Source organism: Rhodococcus sp. HM1 (assembly GCF_023218075.1).
Lineage (GTDB): Bacteria > Actinomycetota > Actinomycetes > Mycobacteriales > Mycobacteriaceae > Rhodococcus.
Genome location: NZ_JALPTB010000039.1, coordinates 1 through 15,551, shown reverse-complemented (window position 1 = coordinate 15,551; position 15,551 = coordinate 1). Strand labels below are relative to the sequence as shown.

At 69.5% G+C, this 15,551-nt stretch carries 16 protein-coding genes, 1 tRNA gene and 1 riboswitch; of the genes, 12 read left to right on the top strand and 5 right to left on the bottom strand.

Annotated elements, in window-relative coordinates; all coding sequences use genetic code 11:
- Positions 1-94: 94 nt before the first annotated feature.
- The 3 genes from M1M07_RS19710 (at position 95) to M1M07_RS19700 (ending at position 2,746) form a co-directional block, all read left to right on the top strand.
- Positions 95-895 carry an alpha/beta fold hydrolase gene (locus M1M07_RS19710; protein ID WP_197251286.1) on the top strand — a complete coding sequence of 267 codons (801 nt, stop codon included), beginning with the start codon at positions 95-97 and terminating at the stop codon, positions 893-895.
- Positions 896-1,118: 223 nt separating this feature from the next.
- Positions 1,119-2,510 carry a lysine N(6)-hydroxylase/L-ornithine N(5)-oxygenase family protein gene (locus tag M1M07_RS19705; protein ID WP_197251287.1) on the top strand — a complete coding sequence of 464 codons (1,392 nt, stop codon included), beginning with the start codon at positions 1,119-1,121 and terminating at the stop codon, positions 2,508-2,510.
- A complete protein-coding gene (locus tag M1M07_RS19700) occupies positions 2,507-2,746 on the top strand; it encodes an MbtH family protein (protein ID WP_197251288.1) in 240 nt (79 codons plus the stop codon). Before M1M07_RS19705 ends, M1M07_RS19700 begins: the two co-directional genes overlap by 4 nt.
- A gap of 3 nt (positions 2,747-2,749) precedes the next feature.
- On the opposite strand, the gene M1M07_RS19695 is transcribed toward M1M07_RS19700, so the two are convergent.
- Complete coding sequence (locus tag M1M07_RS19695) at positions 2,750-4,246, bottom strand: threonine/serine exporter ThrE family protein (RefSeq protein WP_248675271.1); 1,497 nt, start codon at positions 4,244-4,246, stop codon at positions 2,750-2,752.
- Between the two features lie 119 nt (positions 4,247-4,365).
- Here M1M07_RS19695 and M1M07_RS19690 point away from each other — a divergent pair.
- Positions 4,366-4,440: transfer RNA gene (locus M1M07_RS19690), tRNA-Thr, on the top strand.
- A 96-nt stretch (positions 4,441-4,536) separates the two neighbouring features.
- Here M1M07_RS19690 and M1M07_RS19685 read toward each other — a convergent pair.
- The 3 genes from M1M07_RS19685 to M1M07_RS19675 all read right to left on the bottom strand — a co-directional run bounded on the left by M1M07_RS19685 (position 4,537) and on the right by M1M07_RS19675 (position 6,040).
- Complete coding sequence (locus tag M1M07_RS19685) at positions 4,537-5,376, bottom strand: ABC transporter (protein ID WP_248675270.1); 840 nt, start codon at positions 5,374-5,376, stop codon at positions 4,537-4,539.
- A 37-nt stretch (positions 5,377-5,413) separates the two neighbouring features.
- Positions 5,414-5,728 (bottom strand): multidrug efflux SMR transporter, encoded by a 315-nt coding sequence (locus M1M07_RS19680; protein ID WP_197251290.1) that lies wholly within the window; start codon positions 5,726-5,728, stop codon positions 5,414-5,416.
- A gap of 10 nt (positions 5,729-5,738) precedes the next feature.
- Positions 5,739-5,799, bottom strand: a riboswitch (guanidine-III (ykkC-III) riboswitch).
- 34 nt (positions 5,800-5,833) lie between these two features.
- Entirely contained in the window at positions 5,834-6,040 is a 207-nt protein-coding gene (locus tag M1M07_RS19675; RefSeq protein ID WP_197251291.1) for a hypothetical protein, read from the bottom strand.
- Between the two features lie 139 nt (positions 6,041-6,179).
- On the opposite strand from M1M07_RS19675, the gene M1M07_RS19670 reads away from it, so the two are divergent.
- The 3 genes from M1M07_RS19670 to M1M07_RS19660 all read left to right on the top strand — a co-directional run bounded on the left by M1M07_RS19670 (position 6,180) and on the right by M1M07_RS19660 (position 9,492).
- Complete coding sequence (locus M1M07_RS19670) at positions 6,180-6,887, top strand: response regulator transcription factor (RefSeq protein ID WP_248675269.1); 708 nt, start codon at positions 6,180-6,182, stop codon at positions 6,885-6,887.
- Complete coding sequence (locus tag M1M07_RS19665; RefSeq protein WP_197251293.1) at positions 6,888-8,294, top strand: cell wall metabolism sensor histidine kinase WalK; 1,407 nt, start codon at positions 6,888-6,890, stop codon at positions 8,292-8,294.
- Positions 8,295-8,361: 67 nt separating this feature from the next.
- Positions 8,362-9,492 carry an alpha/beta hydrolase gene (locus M1M07_RS19660; RefSeq protein WP_231610184.1) on the top strand — a complete coding sequence of 377 codons (1,131 nt, stop codon included), beginning with the start codon at positions 8,362-8,364 and terminating at the stop codon, positions 9,490-9,492.
- Here M1M07_RS19660 and M1M07_RS19655 read toward each other — a convergent pair.
- A complete protein-coding gene (locus M1M07_RS19655; protein ID WP_197251294.1) occupies positions 9,468-9,893 on the bottom strand; it encodes an HIT family protein in 426 nt (141 codons plus the stop codon). The two genes, M1M07_RS19660 and M1M07_RS19655, sit on opposite strands and share 25 nt — an antisense overlap.
- Before the next feature lie 146 nt (positions 9,894-10,039).
- On the opposite strand from M1M07_RS19655, the gene purD reads away from it, so the two are divergent.
- The 5 genes from purD to M1M07_RS19630 all read left to right on the top strand — a co-directional run bounded on the left by purD (position 10,040) and on the right by M1M07_RS19630 (position 15,391).
- Complete coding sequence (purD, locus tag M1M07_RS19650) at positions 10,040-11,299, top strand: phosphoribosylamine--glycine ligase (protein WP_197251295.1); 1,260 nt, start codon at positions 10,040-10,042, stop codon at positions 11,297-11,299.
- A 68-nt stretch (positions 11,300-11,367) separates the two neighbouring features.
- Complete coding sequence (locus tag M1M07_RS19645) at positions 11,368-12,546, top strand: pyridoxal phosphate-dependent aminotransferase (RefSeq protein WP_248675268.1); 1,179 nt, start codon at positions 11,368-11,370, stop codon at positions 12,544-12,546.
- A gap of 93 nt (positions 12,547-12,639) precedes the next feature.
- The gene (locus M1M07_RS19640; RefSeq protein ID WP_197251296.1) at positions 12,640-13,272 is read left to right on the top strand and encodes a TetR family transcriptional regulator; all 633 of its coding nucleotides are present in this window, start codon (positions 12,640-12,642) and stop codon (positions 13,270-13,272) included.
- Positions 13,273-13,283: 11 nt separating this feature from the next.
- Positions 13,284-14,705 (top strand): adenylosuccinate lyase, encoded by a 1,422-nt coding sequence (gene purB / locus M1M07_RS19635; RefSeq protein ID WP_197251297.1) that lies wholly within the window; start codon positions 13,284-13,286, stop codon positions 14,703-14,705.
- 65 nt (positions 14,706-14,770) lie between these two features.
- Positions 14,771-15,391, top strand: coding sequence for a TetR/AcrR family transcriptional regulator (locus M1M07_RS19630; RefSeq protein ID WP_231610186.1), 621 nt, complete (start codon positions 14,771-14,773; stop codon positions 15,389-15,391).
- Positions 15,392-15,551 lie beyond the last annotated feature (160 nt).

The following is a 15,551-nucleotide window of genomic DNA, read 5'->3' as shown; positions in this document are numbered from 1 at the left end:
GTCGGATGGGCCGTGCCGCACGGTACGGTGGACGCGGCCCGTGCGCTCGTCCCGGCGAGGCCGCCACGCAGCGACGTTTTCGAGGAAGGTCTTCATGCCCATCGCGACGATCAACGGCATCCCGCTGAACTACCAGGTCAAAGGGACCGGAGACCTCGTTGTACTCATCATGGGGACGGGGAGCCCCGGCCGCGTGTGGGACCTGCATCAGGTGCCGGCGCTGGTCAAGGCGGGCTACCGCGTGGCCACGTTCGACAATCGCGGGATCGCTCCGTCGGGGGAGAGCCTCGGCGGAATGACGATCGACGATCTCGTCGCCGACACCGCGGGCCTGATCGAACTGCTCGGCGGACCCGCCTATGTCATCGGAACGTCGATGGGCGCCCGCGTCGCGCAGGAGCTCGCGCTGGCCCGGCCGGACCTGGTGCGCAAGGGGGTCTTCCTGGCCGGTCACGCGCGGATGGATCAGTTCCAGCTCACGCTGACCGAGGGGGAACGCCAGCTGTACGACAACGGCGTCGAACTGCCGCCGAAGTACCGGGCCGCGGTCACCGCGGTGATGAACCTGTCCCCGGCGTCGCTCGTGGACGCGAACGCCGCGCGCGACTGGCTCGACGTGTTCGAGTTCACCGGCGGCAAGATCTCGGCGGGTGTGCGGGCACAGCTTTCGATGGACCGCGAGTTCGATCGACGCGCCGCCTACCGTGCGATCACGGTGCCGTGCCTCGCGGTCGGATTCGCCGACGACCGGATGATTCCGGCGTACCTGTCGAAGGAGGTCGCCGACGCGATCCCGAACGCCGTCTACGAGGAGATTCCCGACGCCGGTCACTACGGGTACCTCGAGCAGCCCGAGGCAGTGAACAAGGTGGTTCTGGACTTCCTGGCCGGCTGAGGCCACACCTTCGCGACCGACGAGCGCGGTGGGATCGAACGTGATCCCGCCGCGCTCAACTTGTTTCGGGACTTTCGTGCCGGGGATCCGGCTGCAGATCGGAGGTCACCACGAGCGGGGCAACTATTGGTAGGCTCACCGAACAAAGGATAGCCTGAGCTATCTTTTTCCGAGTCGATCGAAACCGCCTGCGGCTGTGGCCCCCGAGCACGAAAGATGAGTGATGACCGATCGATACAGCGCGCCCTCCGAGGTTTCGGAGGTGCCGGACTTCCCGCCGGACAACGTCTTCGACATCGTCGGTATCGGATTCGGGCCCGCCAACCTGGCGTTGAGCATCGCGATCGAAGAGCGCAACGCCGCCGAGCCGGATTCGCCGGTCCGGGCGCGTTTCTTCGAGAAGCAGCCGTCGTTCTCCTGGCACCCGGGGATGCTCCTCGAGGGCGCCACGATGCAGATCGCCTTCCCCAAGGACCTGGTCACCTTCCGGAATCCGACCAGTAGCTACAGCTTCTTCTCCTACCTTCACTCGCGCGGCCGGCTCGTCGACTTCGTCAATCACCAGACCTTCTTCCCCACCCGCCACGAGTTCCAGGACTACCTGCAGTGGGCGGCCGGACGAGTCGATGCCGACATCTGCTACGGCACCGAGGTCACCGGCGTCGACGCCGTGCGCGACGGCACCGGCAAGGCGGAACTGTTCGGGGTCCGCACCGCCGAAGGCGAGATCGTCTACGCCCGCAACGTGGTGCTGGGCATCGGCCTGCGGGCCCGGATTCCCGAGTGGGCCAACGAATCCGCGCGCTGCTTCCACAACCACCAGTTCCTCTTCCACCTCGCCGAGATGCCGGCACCGGTGCACCAGCGGTTCGTCGTCGTCGGTGCCGGGCAGTCCGCCGCCGAGGTCGTGCAGTACCTCCACCGCAACTACCCCGACGCCGAAGTGCACAACGTCTTCAACCGCTTCGGATACAGTCCCGCCGACGACAGTCCCTACGCGAACCGCATCTTCGATCCGAGCACCGTCGACGAACTCCACAGCGCTCCCCACGAGGAACGCGCTCGCCTGCTCGAGTTGCACCGCAGCACCAACTACTCGGTCGTCGATCCCGACCTGATCGCCGAGATCTACGCGACCGAATACCGCGAGCGCGTCTCGGGCAAGCGGCGGCTGTTCATGCGCCGAGCCTCGGAGATCACCGGTGTCGAGGAGACGGCGACCGGGATCGAGGTGCAGGTGCGCAGCGGACTCGACGGCCTGACCCACACGCTCATGTGCGACGCCGTCGTCCTCGCCACCGGATTCACCCCGGCGCCGCTGGCCCCGCTGCTCGGCGATCTCGCGCCCGCCGAGACGCCGCTGCGCGAGGTCGACCGCGACTACCGGCTGCCCACGCCCGACGACATCGACGGCGGAATCTATCTGCAGGGCGGCACCGAGAAGACCCACGGCATCACCGCGTCGCTGCTGTCGAACACGGCGATCCGGGCAGGTGAGATCCTCGGTGCAGTGCTGGAACGGCGCAGGGCGAACCTGGCAGGCGGCCATGGGGAGCTGTCGCTCCTTGGTAGGATTCCCGACCAGCACACCTACGCAACAAGTGAGGCGAGATGAGCACGAATCCATTTGATGACGAAGACGGCCGCTTTTACGTCCTCGTGAACGACGAGGAGCAGTACTCGCTGTGGCCGACCTTCGCTGAGGTCCCCCAGGGGTGGCGGGTCGTGTTCGGCGAGGAATCGCGCGCTGCATGCGTCGAGTACGTCGAGCAGAACTGGACCGACATGCGTCCGAAGAGCCTGCGCGACGCCATGGAGGCCGACGAAAAGGCTCGTCAGGCCAACTCCTGACCGTCAGCCATTCCGGAAGTCACGCCGCAAGCGACCGAAGCGCGGCGTGACTTTCGTCGTTTCCGGGCTCGCGTAGCTCCGCGTCCGCCGCGACCTGGTCCGGCGCAGCGACGGCCGGCGCAGTGCACCCGATCGGCGCATACTGCGCGGGTAGCGCGCGGTCCGGGCCATCCACTCGCCGAGTGTGACGCCCGCCGCGAGACCGCAGCCGATCCCGAACGCGGCGAACAGGGCGGTCAACCCGACCAGCAGTTCCGACTGCAGGATCGCGTACAGACCGCGGTACAGCGCCAGGCCGGGCAGCAGCGGTGTGATCCCGGCGACCGCGACGACGAGCGGCGGAGTGTAGGCACGGCGGGCCATCAGGCCACCGGCGAAGCCGACCACCGTCGCCGCGGTCGCCGACGCGATGATCGGGCCGACGCTCAGCCCCAGGGTCAGCTGGTACACCAGGGCACCGGCCGCGCCGCCCAGAGCCGCTGCCGTCAGTGCGCGGCGCTCGGCGTAACAGGCCAGGGCGAAGAACAGCGACGCGGCGGCACCGGCCGCGAACTGCGTCGGCAACTGGGTCAGACCCGTCTGCGCGACGTAGGAGATGACCGGCAGCTCCGCACCCAGCAGGACGGCGACCCGCAGTGTCGTCGCCACACCCGCGATGATTCCGCCGGTCATCATGACCACCTCGAAGAAGCGGGCCGATGCCGTGATGGGCGCGCCCGTGATCGCGTCCTGCACCGAACCGACCAGCGACAGGCCCGACAGCAGCACCGTCACCCCCGCCGCGATGATCAGTCCCGGCGACACCGTTACTCCCAGCGGTTCCCGGAACGCGTACAGCGTGATCGCCGGGGCGGTCGCGATGATGCCGCCGACCAGGTGCTGGAAGAAGAACGGCAGGCCCAGTCCGTTGAGGAACCGGTTGACCCGGTCGATCACCAGCGTCGACACGAACGCGACGGCCGCGACGAGCAGGCCACCGCCGAGCAGTATCCCGATCGACGCCGCCATCGCCGACCAGGCGAAGGTCGCGACCCAGCGGTTGTAGGGGTGCGGAGCCGACGTGATCGCGAGCAGTTCCTCGCGGGCCTGGGCGGGGGAGATCGCGTCCCGTCTGATGCGGCGGGTCAGCCGGTCCACCGCCGCGAGCCGGGTGAAGTCCATCGACCGGTAGTGCACGATCCGCATCGTGCTCGCCGGCGGCATCGTCGGGCCCCGGTGTGCCGACAGCACGATCGAGTTGTAGGTCACGTCCACGTCGCAGCGTGCCAGCCCGTAGGTCGCCGCGACGAACTGCACCTGATCCGAGGTGTCGATCGCGCCGGTGCCGGAGGCGAGGAGGACTTCGCCGACCCGCACCGCGACGTCGAGGGCTTCGGCGACCGTCGCGTCGTCAGTCAGATCGATCGGCTGCAGCGGCGCCGGAGCCTCGGTGACCGCGTCGACGGTTGCCCGTCGATCCAGGACGAGTTTTCCGAGCATTGCGCTCAGCACGTTCACCATCGCGTGCCCCCGGAGATGGGAACCAGGATCGTCGCCGGGGAAACCATGCACCCCACCGTAACCAAACCGGCCGGTGGCGCGAGGGGGCTGTGATGCCTATATGATGATCGCGCTTCACTGCCTCCTTAGCTCAGTGGTAGAGCACTCGCCTTGTAAGCGAAAGGTCGTCGGTTCAATCCCGACAGGGGGCTCCACGATCGGTCGGAGTGCCGATCCGGGCATCAAAACGACATCCGCACACGGCCTGGACGTGTGCGGATGTCTGTTCGTTCTGCGGCTGACGACGCGCGTCAGCCGGGCGGGAGTTCACCCTTTCCGGAAGCGCCACCGCTGCGCAGCCAGCGGCCCGGCAGCTTGCCCGCGAGGTCGCCGAGAGGTCCCACCGCACCGCGCAGCAGTTCCACCGTTTCCTGCAGCAGGTCGATGCTCAGGTGCATCTGCTGGATGCCTGGGGTCAGCTGCGCGAGGGTCTCGGACAGCGACACGATCTGGTCGAGCGGGCCACCCTCGGCGAGCAGTCGTTCGAGCGCGCCGCGTTCGGACAGCAGGACGTCGAGGACACCGCCCTCCGTGAGCGCGCGTTCCACGACACCGCCGGGCTTGATCGCGGTGTCGACAATGCCGCCGGGAGCGAGCAGCCGTTCGACGGCGCCGTCGCGGGCCAGCAGTCGCTCGAGCGGACCGTCGGGTGCGGTGAGCCGATCGAGCAGACCACCCTCGGAGAGCAGGCGGTCGAGGGCACCGTCGTCGGCCAGGACCCGATCCAGCGGGCCGCCGGGCGCGGTGATCCGGTCGAGGGCTCCTCCCGGCACGAGCAGTCTCTCGAGGAGACCGTCGGGGGCGGTGAGCCGGTCGACGGCGCCGCCGGGCGCGAGCAGCCGGTCGAGCGGACCACCCGGTCGCAACGCGTGCCCGAGCGGGCGGTTGTCCGACGCGAGCTCCGACACCTGCTGCAGCAGTCCCAGGGTTCCGCGGGTATCGGTGAGGCCGACCGCGCCGAGCGTCTCGTAGGTGGCCGGGGAGACGGCCACGCGGACCGTGCCGATGACGGACTCCGCGATCCCGAGGGCGGTGTCCGCCGCGGTCAGACCGACCCGGAGCGGGAATGCGAGCGCGGACGCCAGATTCATGCGTTCACTGTAACCACCGGACACACGAGAAAACGGTCTAGTGGAGCGCCTTCAATCCGATGACGCACCCGACGATTCCGAGGATGAGGAGGATCTTGGCCACCGATACGGCCTCACCGCCGGTGACCATCGCGAATCCGACGGTCAGCGCCGCCCCGATCCCGACCCAGACCGCGTACGACGTGCCGACCGGCAACGTGCGCATCGCGTACGCGAGGCCGGCCATGCTGACCAGCAGGGCGACGACGAAGAGGACGGACGGTCCGAGGCGGGTGAATCCGGCCGAGCGGCTGAGCGCGGTGGCCCACACCGCTTCGAGGACACCGGAGAAGACGAGAACGATCCATGCCATGACGAGCTCCGCTGCACCGTCTTGTCGCTGGCCGGGTACGGTGCGCTCGTCCGGGTGTCGATCGACGGTCTGTAGTCTAGCGAACTTTTTCGCGGCGGCCCGAGGTCAGGACGCCCGCAGCGCCGTCGCGGACACTCGCAGCTCGGTGCAGCCGCAGCCACCCGACAGTTCCGAGCAGTCGATGATCAGGCTGTGGCGGACCGACGCGAGGTCGGTGCAGTCGGGGTCGGTGCATTCGATCTCGACAATCGCATGCACCACGAGGGTTCCGTGGCAGTGGTCCAGGTCGGCGAGGCAGGCGGAGCACGACATGCCCTCATTGTTAACACCGGGGTCCGACAGCTGTGTGAGGCGCGCCCGTCACCGCCCGCCCGAGTCCGCAATGCCCGAGTCTGCACTCCCAGCGTTCTCACAGGAAGCAGTCAGCGACCGGACAGCCGCACCCGAGACAATGGGTTACGTGACCGTTCCCGAAGCGCGAATCCTGATCGTCGACGACGAGCCGAACATCGTCGAACTGCTCGCAGTGAGCCTGAAGTTCCAGGGGTTCGAGGTCGCGACCGCGTCGAACGGCACGGAGGGCCTCGACCGGGCCCGCTCCTTCCGTCCGGACGCGGTGATCCTCGACGTGATGATGCCCGGCATGGACGGGTTCGGGATGTTGCGTCGTCTGCGCGCCGACGGCATCGACGCCCCCGTGCTGTTCCTCACCGCGAAGGACTCCGTCGAGGACAAGGTGTCGGGCCTGACGCTCGGTGCGGACGACTACGTCACCAAGCCGTTCAGCCTCGAGGAGGTCATCGCGCGCGTGCGCACGATCCTGCGCCGCGCCGGGAAGGTGTCCGAGGAGGACCGGTCGTCGCGCATCACCTTCGCCGACATCGAACTCGACGACGAGACCCACGAGGTGTGGAAGGCCGGACAGCCGGTGTCGCTCTCGCCCACCGAGTTCACCCTGCTGCGGTACTTCATGATCAACGCGGGCACGGTGCTCAGCAAACCGCGCATCCTCGACCACGTGTGGAACTACGACTTCGGTGGCGAGATGGGGGTCGTCGAGTCGTACGTGTCCTACCTGCGGCGCAAGATCGACACCGGCGACCGGCCGCTCATCCACACGCTGCGTGGCGTCGGATACGTGATGCGCGAGCCGAAGTAGATGCGTCGCCTGCCCGCCCTGCCGCTGCGATTCACCCTCGTCGCCGCGCTGCTCGTGCTGTCGGGGCTCGGGCTGCTCGCGTCCGGGATCGCGGTGACCTCGTCCCTGCAGGGGTCGCTGCTGAGCCGGATCGACCGCGACCTGCACGACGCCGCGCACGGCTGGGCCAGGCCGCTCGGCACCCGTCCGGATCCGCCGCCTCCGGCGGTGGGTCCGGACCGGCCGCCGAGCCTGTTCTACGTGCAGGTCCTGAACCCGGACGGCACGGCGCGGGTCACGATCAACGATCGGTCGGCGGCCCCGGCACTGCCGGGCGCGCCCACGCCGGAACCGGTGACCGTCGGGTCCGTCGGCGGCTCCGGCCCCCGGTGGCGGGTGCTGACCACCTCCAACCCCGACGGCGGCACCACCACCGTCGCGATGAGCCTGGAGGAGATCGGGGAGACGGTCGGGCGACTCGTCGTCCTGCAGCTCGGAATCGGCACCGCGGTGCTGGTCGTGCTGGGCGTCGCCGGCTACTTCGTGGTCCGGCGCAGCCTGCGCCCGCTCCGGGAGGTGGAACGCACCGCGGTCGCGATTGCGGGCGGTGACCTGCACGAACGTGTGCCGGAGCGTGATCCGCGCACCGAGGTGGGGCAATTGTCCGTGGCTCTGAACTCGATGCTCGCGCAGATCCAGTCGGCGTTCGCGGCGACCGCCGCGTCCGAGGAGTCGGCGCGCCGCTCGGAGGAGAAGATGCGCCGGTTCGTCGCCGACGCGGGGCACGAGCTGCGCACCCCGCTGACCACGATCCGCGGGTTCTCCGAGCTGTACCGGCAGGGGGCCAGCCGCGACACGGATCTGCTGATGACCCGGATCGAGAACGAATCGCGCCGCATGGGAGTCCTCGTCGAGGACCTGCTCATGCTGGCCCGTCTCGACGCGCAGCGGCCCCTCGAGCAGAAGCCCGTGGACCTGCTGGCCCTCGCCGCCGACGCCGTGCACGGTGCCCGCGCCGTCGCGCCGGACCGCACGATCGGGCTCGAGGTCATCGACGGACCGGGCACCCCCGAAGTGCTCGGCGACGTGGTGCGACTGCGGCAGGTCGTCGACAATCTCGTCGCCAATGCGCTCACGCACACCCCGGCCGATGCGTCGGTGACCGTGCGGGTCGGCACCGTCGGTGAGGACGCCGTGCTCGAGGTCGCGGACACCGGACCGGGACTTGCCGAAGAGGACCGGGAGCGGGTGTTCGAACGCTTCTACCGGACCGACACCTCGCGGACCCGCGCGTCCGGCGGCAGCGGCCTGGGTCTGTCCATCGTCGCGGCACTGGTCGCCGCGCACGGCGGCACCGTCGACGTCGACAGCGAGGTCGGCAGGGGCGCGACGTTCCGCGTGCTGCTGCCGCGGCGGCAGGTGGACTGACTTCTCGGTAAGTTGCCCGCTACGGTGTCTGCGGAACAGGCCGCACGACGCTGGAGGCAAACCGAGCATGGGCATCACCGACATGGCACGCAGTGCGGCCGGCGCTGCGTTCGGCGCGGCCCGCAACACCTGGTCGTTGTTCGCGGGCGACGGGATCGCGCCGCCGCACCGCACCCCGTCGGTGGTCGTCGGCGACGGCCCGCACCGCACCCTGCGCCGATTCGGCCCGGAGGATGCCGGGGCCCCGGTCCTGCTCGTCACCCCGCTCGCTGCGCCGTCGAGCTGCTACGACCTGATGCCCGACCAGAGCGTGGTGCAGTACCTCGTCGAGCTCGGCCGCAGCGTCTACGTCCTCGACTACGGGCCGATGAACGTCGACGACCGCGACCTCGGATTCGAGGTGTGGATCGACGACATCGTGCCCGAAGCGATCCACCGGGTCTCCGAGCTGAGCGGCAACCGCGAGGTCGACCTCGTCGCATGGAGCCTCGGCGGGACGCTCTGCCTGCTCACCGCCGCCGCGCACCCGGAGCTCCCGATCCGGTCGATCGCCGCGTTCGGCACGCCGATCGACTACGCGCGGATCCCGCTGCTCGCGGTCGCGCGGCTCGCGGGACGATACGTCGGTGATCCCGTCCTGGCCGGGGTGTCACGCGTCCTCGGCGGTGTCCCGGCACCACTCGTGCAGATCGGCTACCGCGCGACCGCTCTCGAGCGGGAACTGTTGCGGCCGTGGTTCATCGCCCTGAACATCGCCGACGCCGACCGACTGGCCCGCATGGAATCGATCGACCGGTTCCAGGCCGGCATGTTCGGTTATCCGGGACGGTTGTTCCACGAGATGGGCATGCGCCTGACCGTCGCCAACGACCTCGCCTCCGGGAAGGCGCGGTTCGGGGAGCGCACGATCGACCTCGCCGCGGTCACCGTTCCGGTGCTCGCGCTGGCCGGAACCGAGGACGTCCTGGCGCCGGTCCCGGCCGTCGAAGCGATCACCGGTGTCCTGCCGAACGCGGCGGTCCGGTTCGCGACCGCGCCCGGCAGTCACCTCGGTCTGCTCACCGGGCCCACCGCGCGCACCACGGCGTGGGTGCACCTGGCGCAGTTCCTGGCCGACCCGCACGGTACGCCGCAGGTCCCGGCGAGCGACCTCGCACCCGAGGTCCGGGACGCTCAGTCCGGGACGTTGGCGCCGTAGCCCAGTTCCCGCAGCGCCGCGCGGATCTTGTCGCGGGCCTCGTCGAGGGCCTCCGGCGACGGGTCGCGCTCGGCCTTCGAGATGTCGAAGTCGCCCAGGTCGTAGGCGGGGAACACGTGCAGGTGCAGGTGCGGAACCTCGAGTCCGGCGATGAGCAGGCCCGCGCGCGGGGAGTCGTACGCTGCGCACACGGCACGGCCGATGATGCGGGCGACGCCGTTGACCTCGGCCCAGAGTTCGTCGTCGACGTTCTGCCAGTGGTCCACCTCCTCGCGGGGGACCACGAGCACGTGGCCCGGGTTGATCGGGTTGATGGTGAGGAACGCGACGACGTCGTCGTCCTGCCACACGAAGCGACCCGGCAGGTCGCCGGCGATGATCATGCTGAATACGGAAGCCATGTCGGGGAGGATAGGCGCCGAGGTATCCGCTGAGCAGACGGACACCCGCCAACGGATAAACCGTCGGCGGATGACTTTCGGCGAGCGGATCCGACGGTCCGCCCGGCTGAAACCGTGGCACCGGGCAGTCCCGTAGTCTGTCCTGCGTGCGCGTACTCGTTATCGGCTCCGGTGCCCGTGAACATGCTCTCGTCCTGGCTCTGTCCCGCGACCCGGGGGTGACCGCGGTCCTCGCCGCACCCGGCAACGCCGGAATCGCTCAGATCGCCGAACAGTTCCCGGTCGACGCCGCCTCCGCCGAGCAGGTCGTCGCGCTCGCGAAGGAACAGAACGTCGACCTCGTCGTGATCGGCCCCGAGGTCCCGCTGGTGCTCGGTGTCGCCGACGCGGTGCGTGCCGCGGGCATCGCATGCTTCGGCCCGTCCGCCGCCGCCGCCCGCATCGAGGGATCGAAGGCGTTCGCCAAGGACGTCATGAACACCGCGGGGGTGCGGACCGCGCACAGCGAGGTCGTCGATTCGCCCGGCGTGCTCGACGAGGCGCTGGATCGCTTCGGTCCGACCTGGGTCGTCAAGGACGACGGACTCGCCGCCGGCAAGGGCGTGGTCGTCACCGCCGATCGCGCCGTCGCGCGCGATCACGCCGCCGAGATCCTCGAGAACGGGCACCCGGTCCTGCTCGAATCGTTCCTCGACGGCCCCGAGGTCTCGCTGTTCTGCCTGGTCGACGGCGAAACCGTCGTTCCGCTGCTGCCGGCCCAGGACCACAAGCGCGTCGGTGACGGGGACACCGGACCCAACACCGGCGGCATGGGCGCGTACACGCCGCTGCCGTGGCTGCCCGCCGAGACCGTCGACGTCATCGTCGAGGAGGTCGTCCGGCCGGTCGCCGCGGAACTCGTGAACCGTGGCTGCGGCTTCTCCGGGCTGCTGTACGCCGGTCTGGCGATCGGCAAGGACGGCCCCGCGGTCGTCGAATTCAACTGCCGCTTCGGCGACCCCGAGACGCAGGCCGTTCTCGCGCTGCTCGAGTCCCCGCTCGGTGAGGCGCTCGCCGCCACCGCCAACGGCACCCTCGCGGAGCTGCCGCCGCTGCGCTGGCGCGACGGTGCTGCCGTGACGGTCGTGCTGGCCGCCGAGTACTACCCGGCCAGCCCCCGCACCGGCGACGTCATCACCGGCGCCGGCGCCGACGCCGAGGGCGTGCTGCACGCCGGCACCAAGCGCAACGAGTCCGGCGCGATCGTCTCGGCCGGTGGCCGGGTGCTCAGCGTGGTCGGTGTGGGTGCCGATCTCAGCGCGGCCCGCGACCAGGCGTACGCGACACTCGCCGGAATCAAGCTGCCCGGTGGGCATTTCCGCACCGACATCGGGCTCGCCGCCGTCGAGGGCCGCATCACCGTCTGACCTGCTGTCCGGGGGCGGGCGGTAACCGATCGTCCGCCACCGGAAGGTGAGGGACTACCGTCGGATCCGTGCGTAACGAATCCCGACGATCGAACATCGAAACCTTCCACGTCATGGATGTGTGGAAGGCCGCGGCCGAACGTCAGCGCACCCACGGCGACGTGCTGTCGCTGGCGGCCGGGCAGCCGTCGACGCCGGCGCCCGCGCCGGTGCTGCGCGCGACCCACCGTGCGATCGACGACGAACTGCTCGGCTACACCGAGACCTTCGGGATCCTGCCGCTGCGCGAGGCGATCGCCGCCTACCACCGCGACCGCTACGGCATCGACGTCGACGCCGACGACGTCGTGGTCACCACCGGATCGTCGGGTGCGTTCACGCTGTTGTTCCTCGCCGCGTTCGACCCCGGTGACACCGTCGTCGTCGCGCGGCCCGGATATCCGGCGTACCGCAACACGCTCGCGGCGCTCGGCTGCAACGTGGTCGAGCTGGACTGCGGTCCGGACACCCGCTACCAGCCGACCGTCGCGATGCTCGAGGCGCTCGACACCCCACCGGCGGGTCTGATCGTCGCGAGCCCCGCCAACCCGACCGGCACCATGATCGAGCCGGAGGAACTGGCCGCGCTCGCCCGCTGGTGCGACGACCACGGTGCCCTGCTGATCTCCGACGAGATCTATCACGGCATCGAGTTCGCCACCCCGGGCACACCGGCCACGTCGACCGCCTGGGCGACGTCCCGCGAATCGGTGGTCGTCGGATCGGTGTCGAAGTACTTCTCGATGACCGGCTGGCGGCTCGGCTGGATTCTGGTGCCGCAGTCGCTGCAGCGCGCGCTGCAACGGCTCGCCTCGAACATGACGGTGTGCCCTCCGGCGATCTCCCAGTACGCGGCGACCGAGGCATTCGGTGCCGAGGCCCGCGCCGAGCTGGACGGGCACGTCGAGCGCTACGCCCGGAACCGGGATCTGCTGCTGGCGGGACTGCCCGCGATGGGGATCACGAAGCTCGCGCCCGCCGACGGCGCGTTCTACGTGTACGCGGACATCGCGCACCTGCTGCGACCCGGTGAGACGTCCACTGCGTGGTGCTCGCGGCTGCTGCACGACACCGGGGTCGCGCTCGCTCCGGGCATCGACTTCGACACCGTCCGCGGCGACGAGACGGTGCGCCTGTCGTTTGCCGGTGCGACCGCCGACATCGAGCAGGCGCTGGACCGCTTGCACGCCTGGCTGCAGCCCTCCTGACGGCACCCCGTGCCCGGGCAGCACACCTAGGGCGATGTCGTGCTTCCGGCCGTTCTCCCCTGGTGGAGCGGCCGAGACTGTCACGATGACAGTGTGACGACAGCTGCCACACCGAAAGGCGAGCGGCGCCGCCAGGCGCTCGTCGAATCGGCAGCCGAGCTCATCCTCGAGGGCGGTATCGACGCCGTCCGTCACCGCGCTGTCGCGAACCGGGCGGGCCTGCCGCTCGCCTCCACGACCTACTACTTCGAATCCCTCGACGAGCTGGTGGTGTGCGCGTTCCAGCACAACTCGTGCCGGGAGTTGGAGGAGATGCGGGCCCGTGTCGAGGAGGTGACCCCGTGCCGCCGCAGTCTCGAGTCGACCGCCGAACTGATCATCGACCTGCTGGTGGGGCCCCGCGGTGTCGGTGAGCTCGAGCGTGAGCAGCTGATCTCCCGGTACGAGCGGTGCGTTGCGACCGCGCGTCACACCGAGCTGCGCGACGTCCAGCTGCACGCTCGGCGGATCGTCGACGAATTGCTCACCGACCTGCTGGAACGCTGCGGCCGCACCGTCGATCCGACGCAGATCCGCAGGCTCGTGGCGGCTGTCGACGGAGCCGTCCTGGGAGCTCTCGGCGAGCTCGACCCCGATCCGCGCGGATTGGCCCGCGGGCTCCTGCTCGACGTCGTCGGGAGCGTCGCGCCGCCTGCCGACACCGATCCGGTGAGTCCCGACCCGTAAACTGTGCGGTTGTGAGCCTGATCCCGAACGTCCTTGCCACCCGTTATGCCAGCCCCGAGCTTCGGGAACTGTGGTCACCGCAGCACAAGATCGTGCTCGAACGGCAGCTGTGGCTGGCGGTGCTGCGGGCACAGGCCGAGCTGGGTATCGACGTTCCGGCCGAGGCTCTGGCCGACTACGAGCGGGTCCTCGAGAACGTGGACCTCGACTCGATCGCCGCTCGCGAGCGCGTCACCCGGCACGACGTGAAGGCTCGCATCGAGGAGTTCAACGCGCTCGCCGGGCACGAGCACGTGCACAAGGGCATGACCAGCCGCGATCTCACCGAGAACGTCGAGCAGCTGCAGGTGCTGCGGTCGCTCGAGCACGTGCACGCGCACGGTGTCGCGATCGCGGCGCGGCTCGCCGAGCGGGCCGCCGAGTACTCCACCGTGGTCATGGCCGGCCGCTCCCACAACGTCGCGGCGCAGGCCACGACCCTCGGCAAGCGGTTCGCGTCGGCCGCCGACGAGTTGCTCATCGCGCTGACGCGGCTGCAGGAGCTCATCGACCGCTACCCGCTGCGCGGCATCAAGGGCCCGATGGGCACCGCCCAGGACATGCTCGACCTGCTCGACGGGGACGCGGGCAAGCTCGAGCAGCTCGAACGGAAGGTCGCCGAGCACCTCGGTTTCTCGCACGTCTTCACCAGCGTCGGCCAGGTGTACCCGCGGTCGCTGGACCACGACGTGCTCTCCGCGCTCGTTCAGGTCGGCGCCGGTCCGTCGTCGCTGGCCCACACGATCCGGCTGATGGCCGGGCACGAGCTGGTCACCGAGGGCTTCCAGCCCGGCCAGGTCGGGTCCTCGGCCATGCCGCACAAGATGAACACGCGTTCGTGCGAGCGCGTCAACGGTCTGCAGGTGGTACTGCGCGGCTACGCGTCGATGGCCGCCGAGCTGGCCGGCGCCCAATGGAACGAGGGCGACGTATTCTGCTCGGTGGTGCGCCGCGTTGCGCTGCCCGACGCGTTCTTCGCCGTCGACGGCCAGACGGAGACGTTCCTGACGGTGCTCGCCGAGTTCGGTGCGTACCCGGCGGTGATCGAGAAGGAACTCAACCGGTACCTGCCGTTCCTCGCCACCACGAAGGTGCTGATGGCGGCGGTGCGTGCCGGGGTCGGGCGGGAAACCGCCCACGAGGTGATCAAGGAACACGCGGTGGCGGTGGCGCTCGCGATGCGCGAGGAGGGGCGCGAACCGGATCTGCTGGATCGCCTCGCCGCCGACGAGCGGCTGCCGCTCGACCGCACGGCGCTCGAGGCCGCGCTCGCCGACCGCTCTGCGTTCGTGGGGGCGGCCGAAGCGCAGGTCGCGTCCGTGGTCGAGAGTGTGAACGACCTCGTCGCGAGGTATCCGGAGGCAGCGAAGTACACGCCGGCTCCGATTCTCTGAGCGCGACGCGCCGAAACGCCCGGGGGGACGTTAGATCGGGTAACAGATAAGACAGGGGAGAGAAATTGTCCGACAAACACGAGAACTCCGGGCGTGTTCGAGACGCGGTGCGCACGCGCGCTGCGCTGCTCGACGCCGCTCAGGAGATCTTCCTCAGGGACGGCTACGCCGCTGCCGCCACCGAGGAGATCGTGGTGCAAGCAGGGGTGACCCGCGGTGCGCTGTACCACCACTTCGCGAACAAGCGCGAGCTGTTCCGGGGTGTTATCGAGCGCATCCAGCTCGAGGCCGAGGAGACCCTGGGGAAGCAGGATCCCGAGACGTCCGAGTGGGAGAGTTTCAGCCGCGCGATCCTGGCGACGTTGGATACGGTGTACGCTCCCGCGACCCGCAGGTTGCTGCTCATCGAGGCACCGGCGGTGCTCGGGTGGACGGAGGTCCGCGAAACCCACCGCCACACGTCGATCCGCCGGATCGAGCATTCGCTGAGGGCGATCGCTCGCGAGAACGGGGATCTGTCGGAACCCTCGCCCGTGATGGCACACCTGTTGCTCGCCGCGATCGAGGAAGCGATGCTCTACCTCGCACACAGCGACGACCCCGTGCGTGACCGCCCGGAGGTCGAAGCGCAGCTGATGCGCCTGCTCGACGTCGTCCGTCCGGTGCCGGTGCGGGGCATCGCGTGAGCGTCTACGTAAATCTGATACTTCCTGCCACTCACGTGGCAGGCGGTGAAGATCCACGTTTCTCACGGCTACCCACCACACCATCGTGCGATGTTGCGGGCTCGACCGTGTCCCACACCGACGCTTCGGGTGCAGGACGAGTCCTCGACTGTGTCACCCC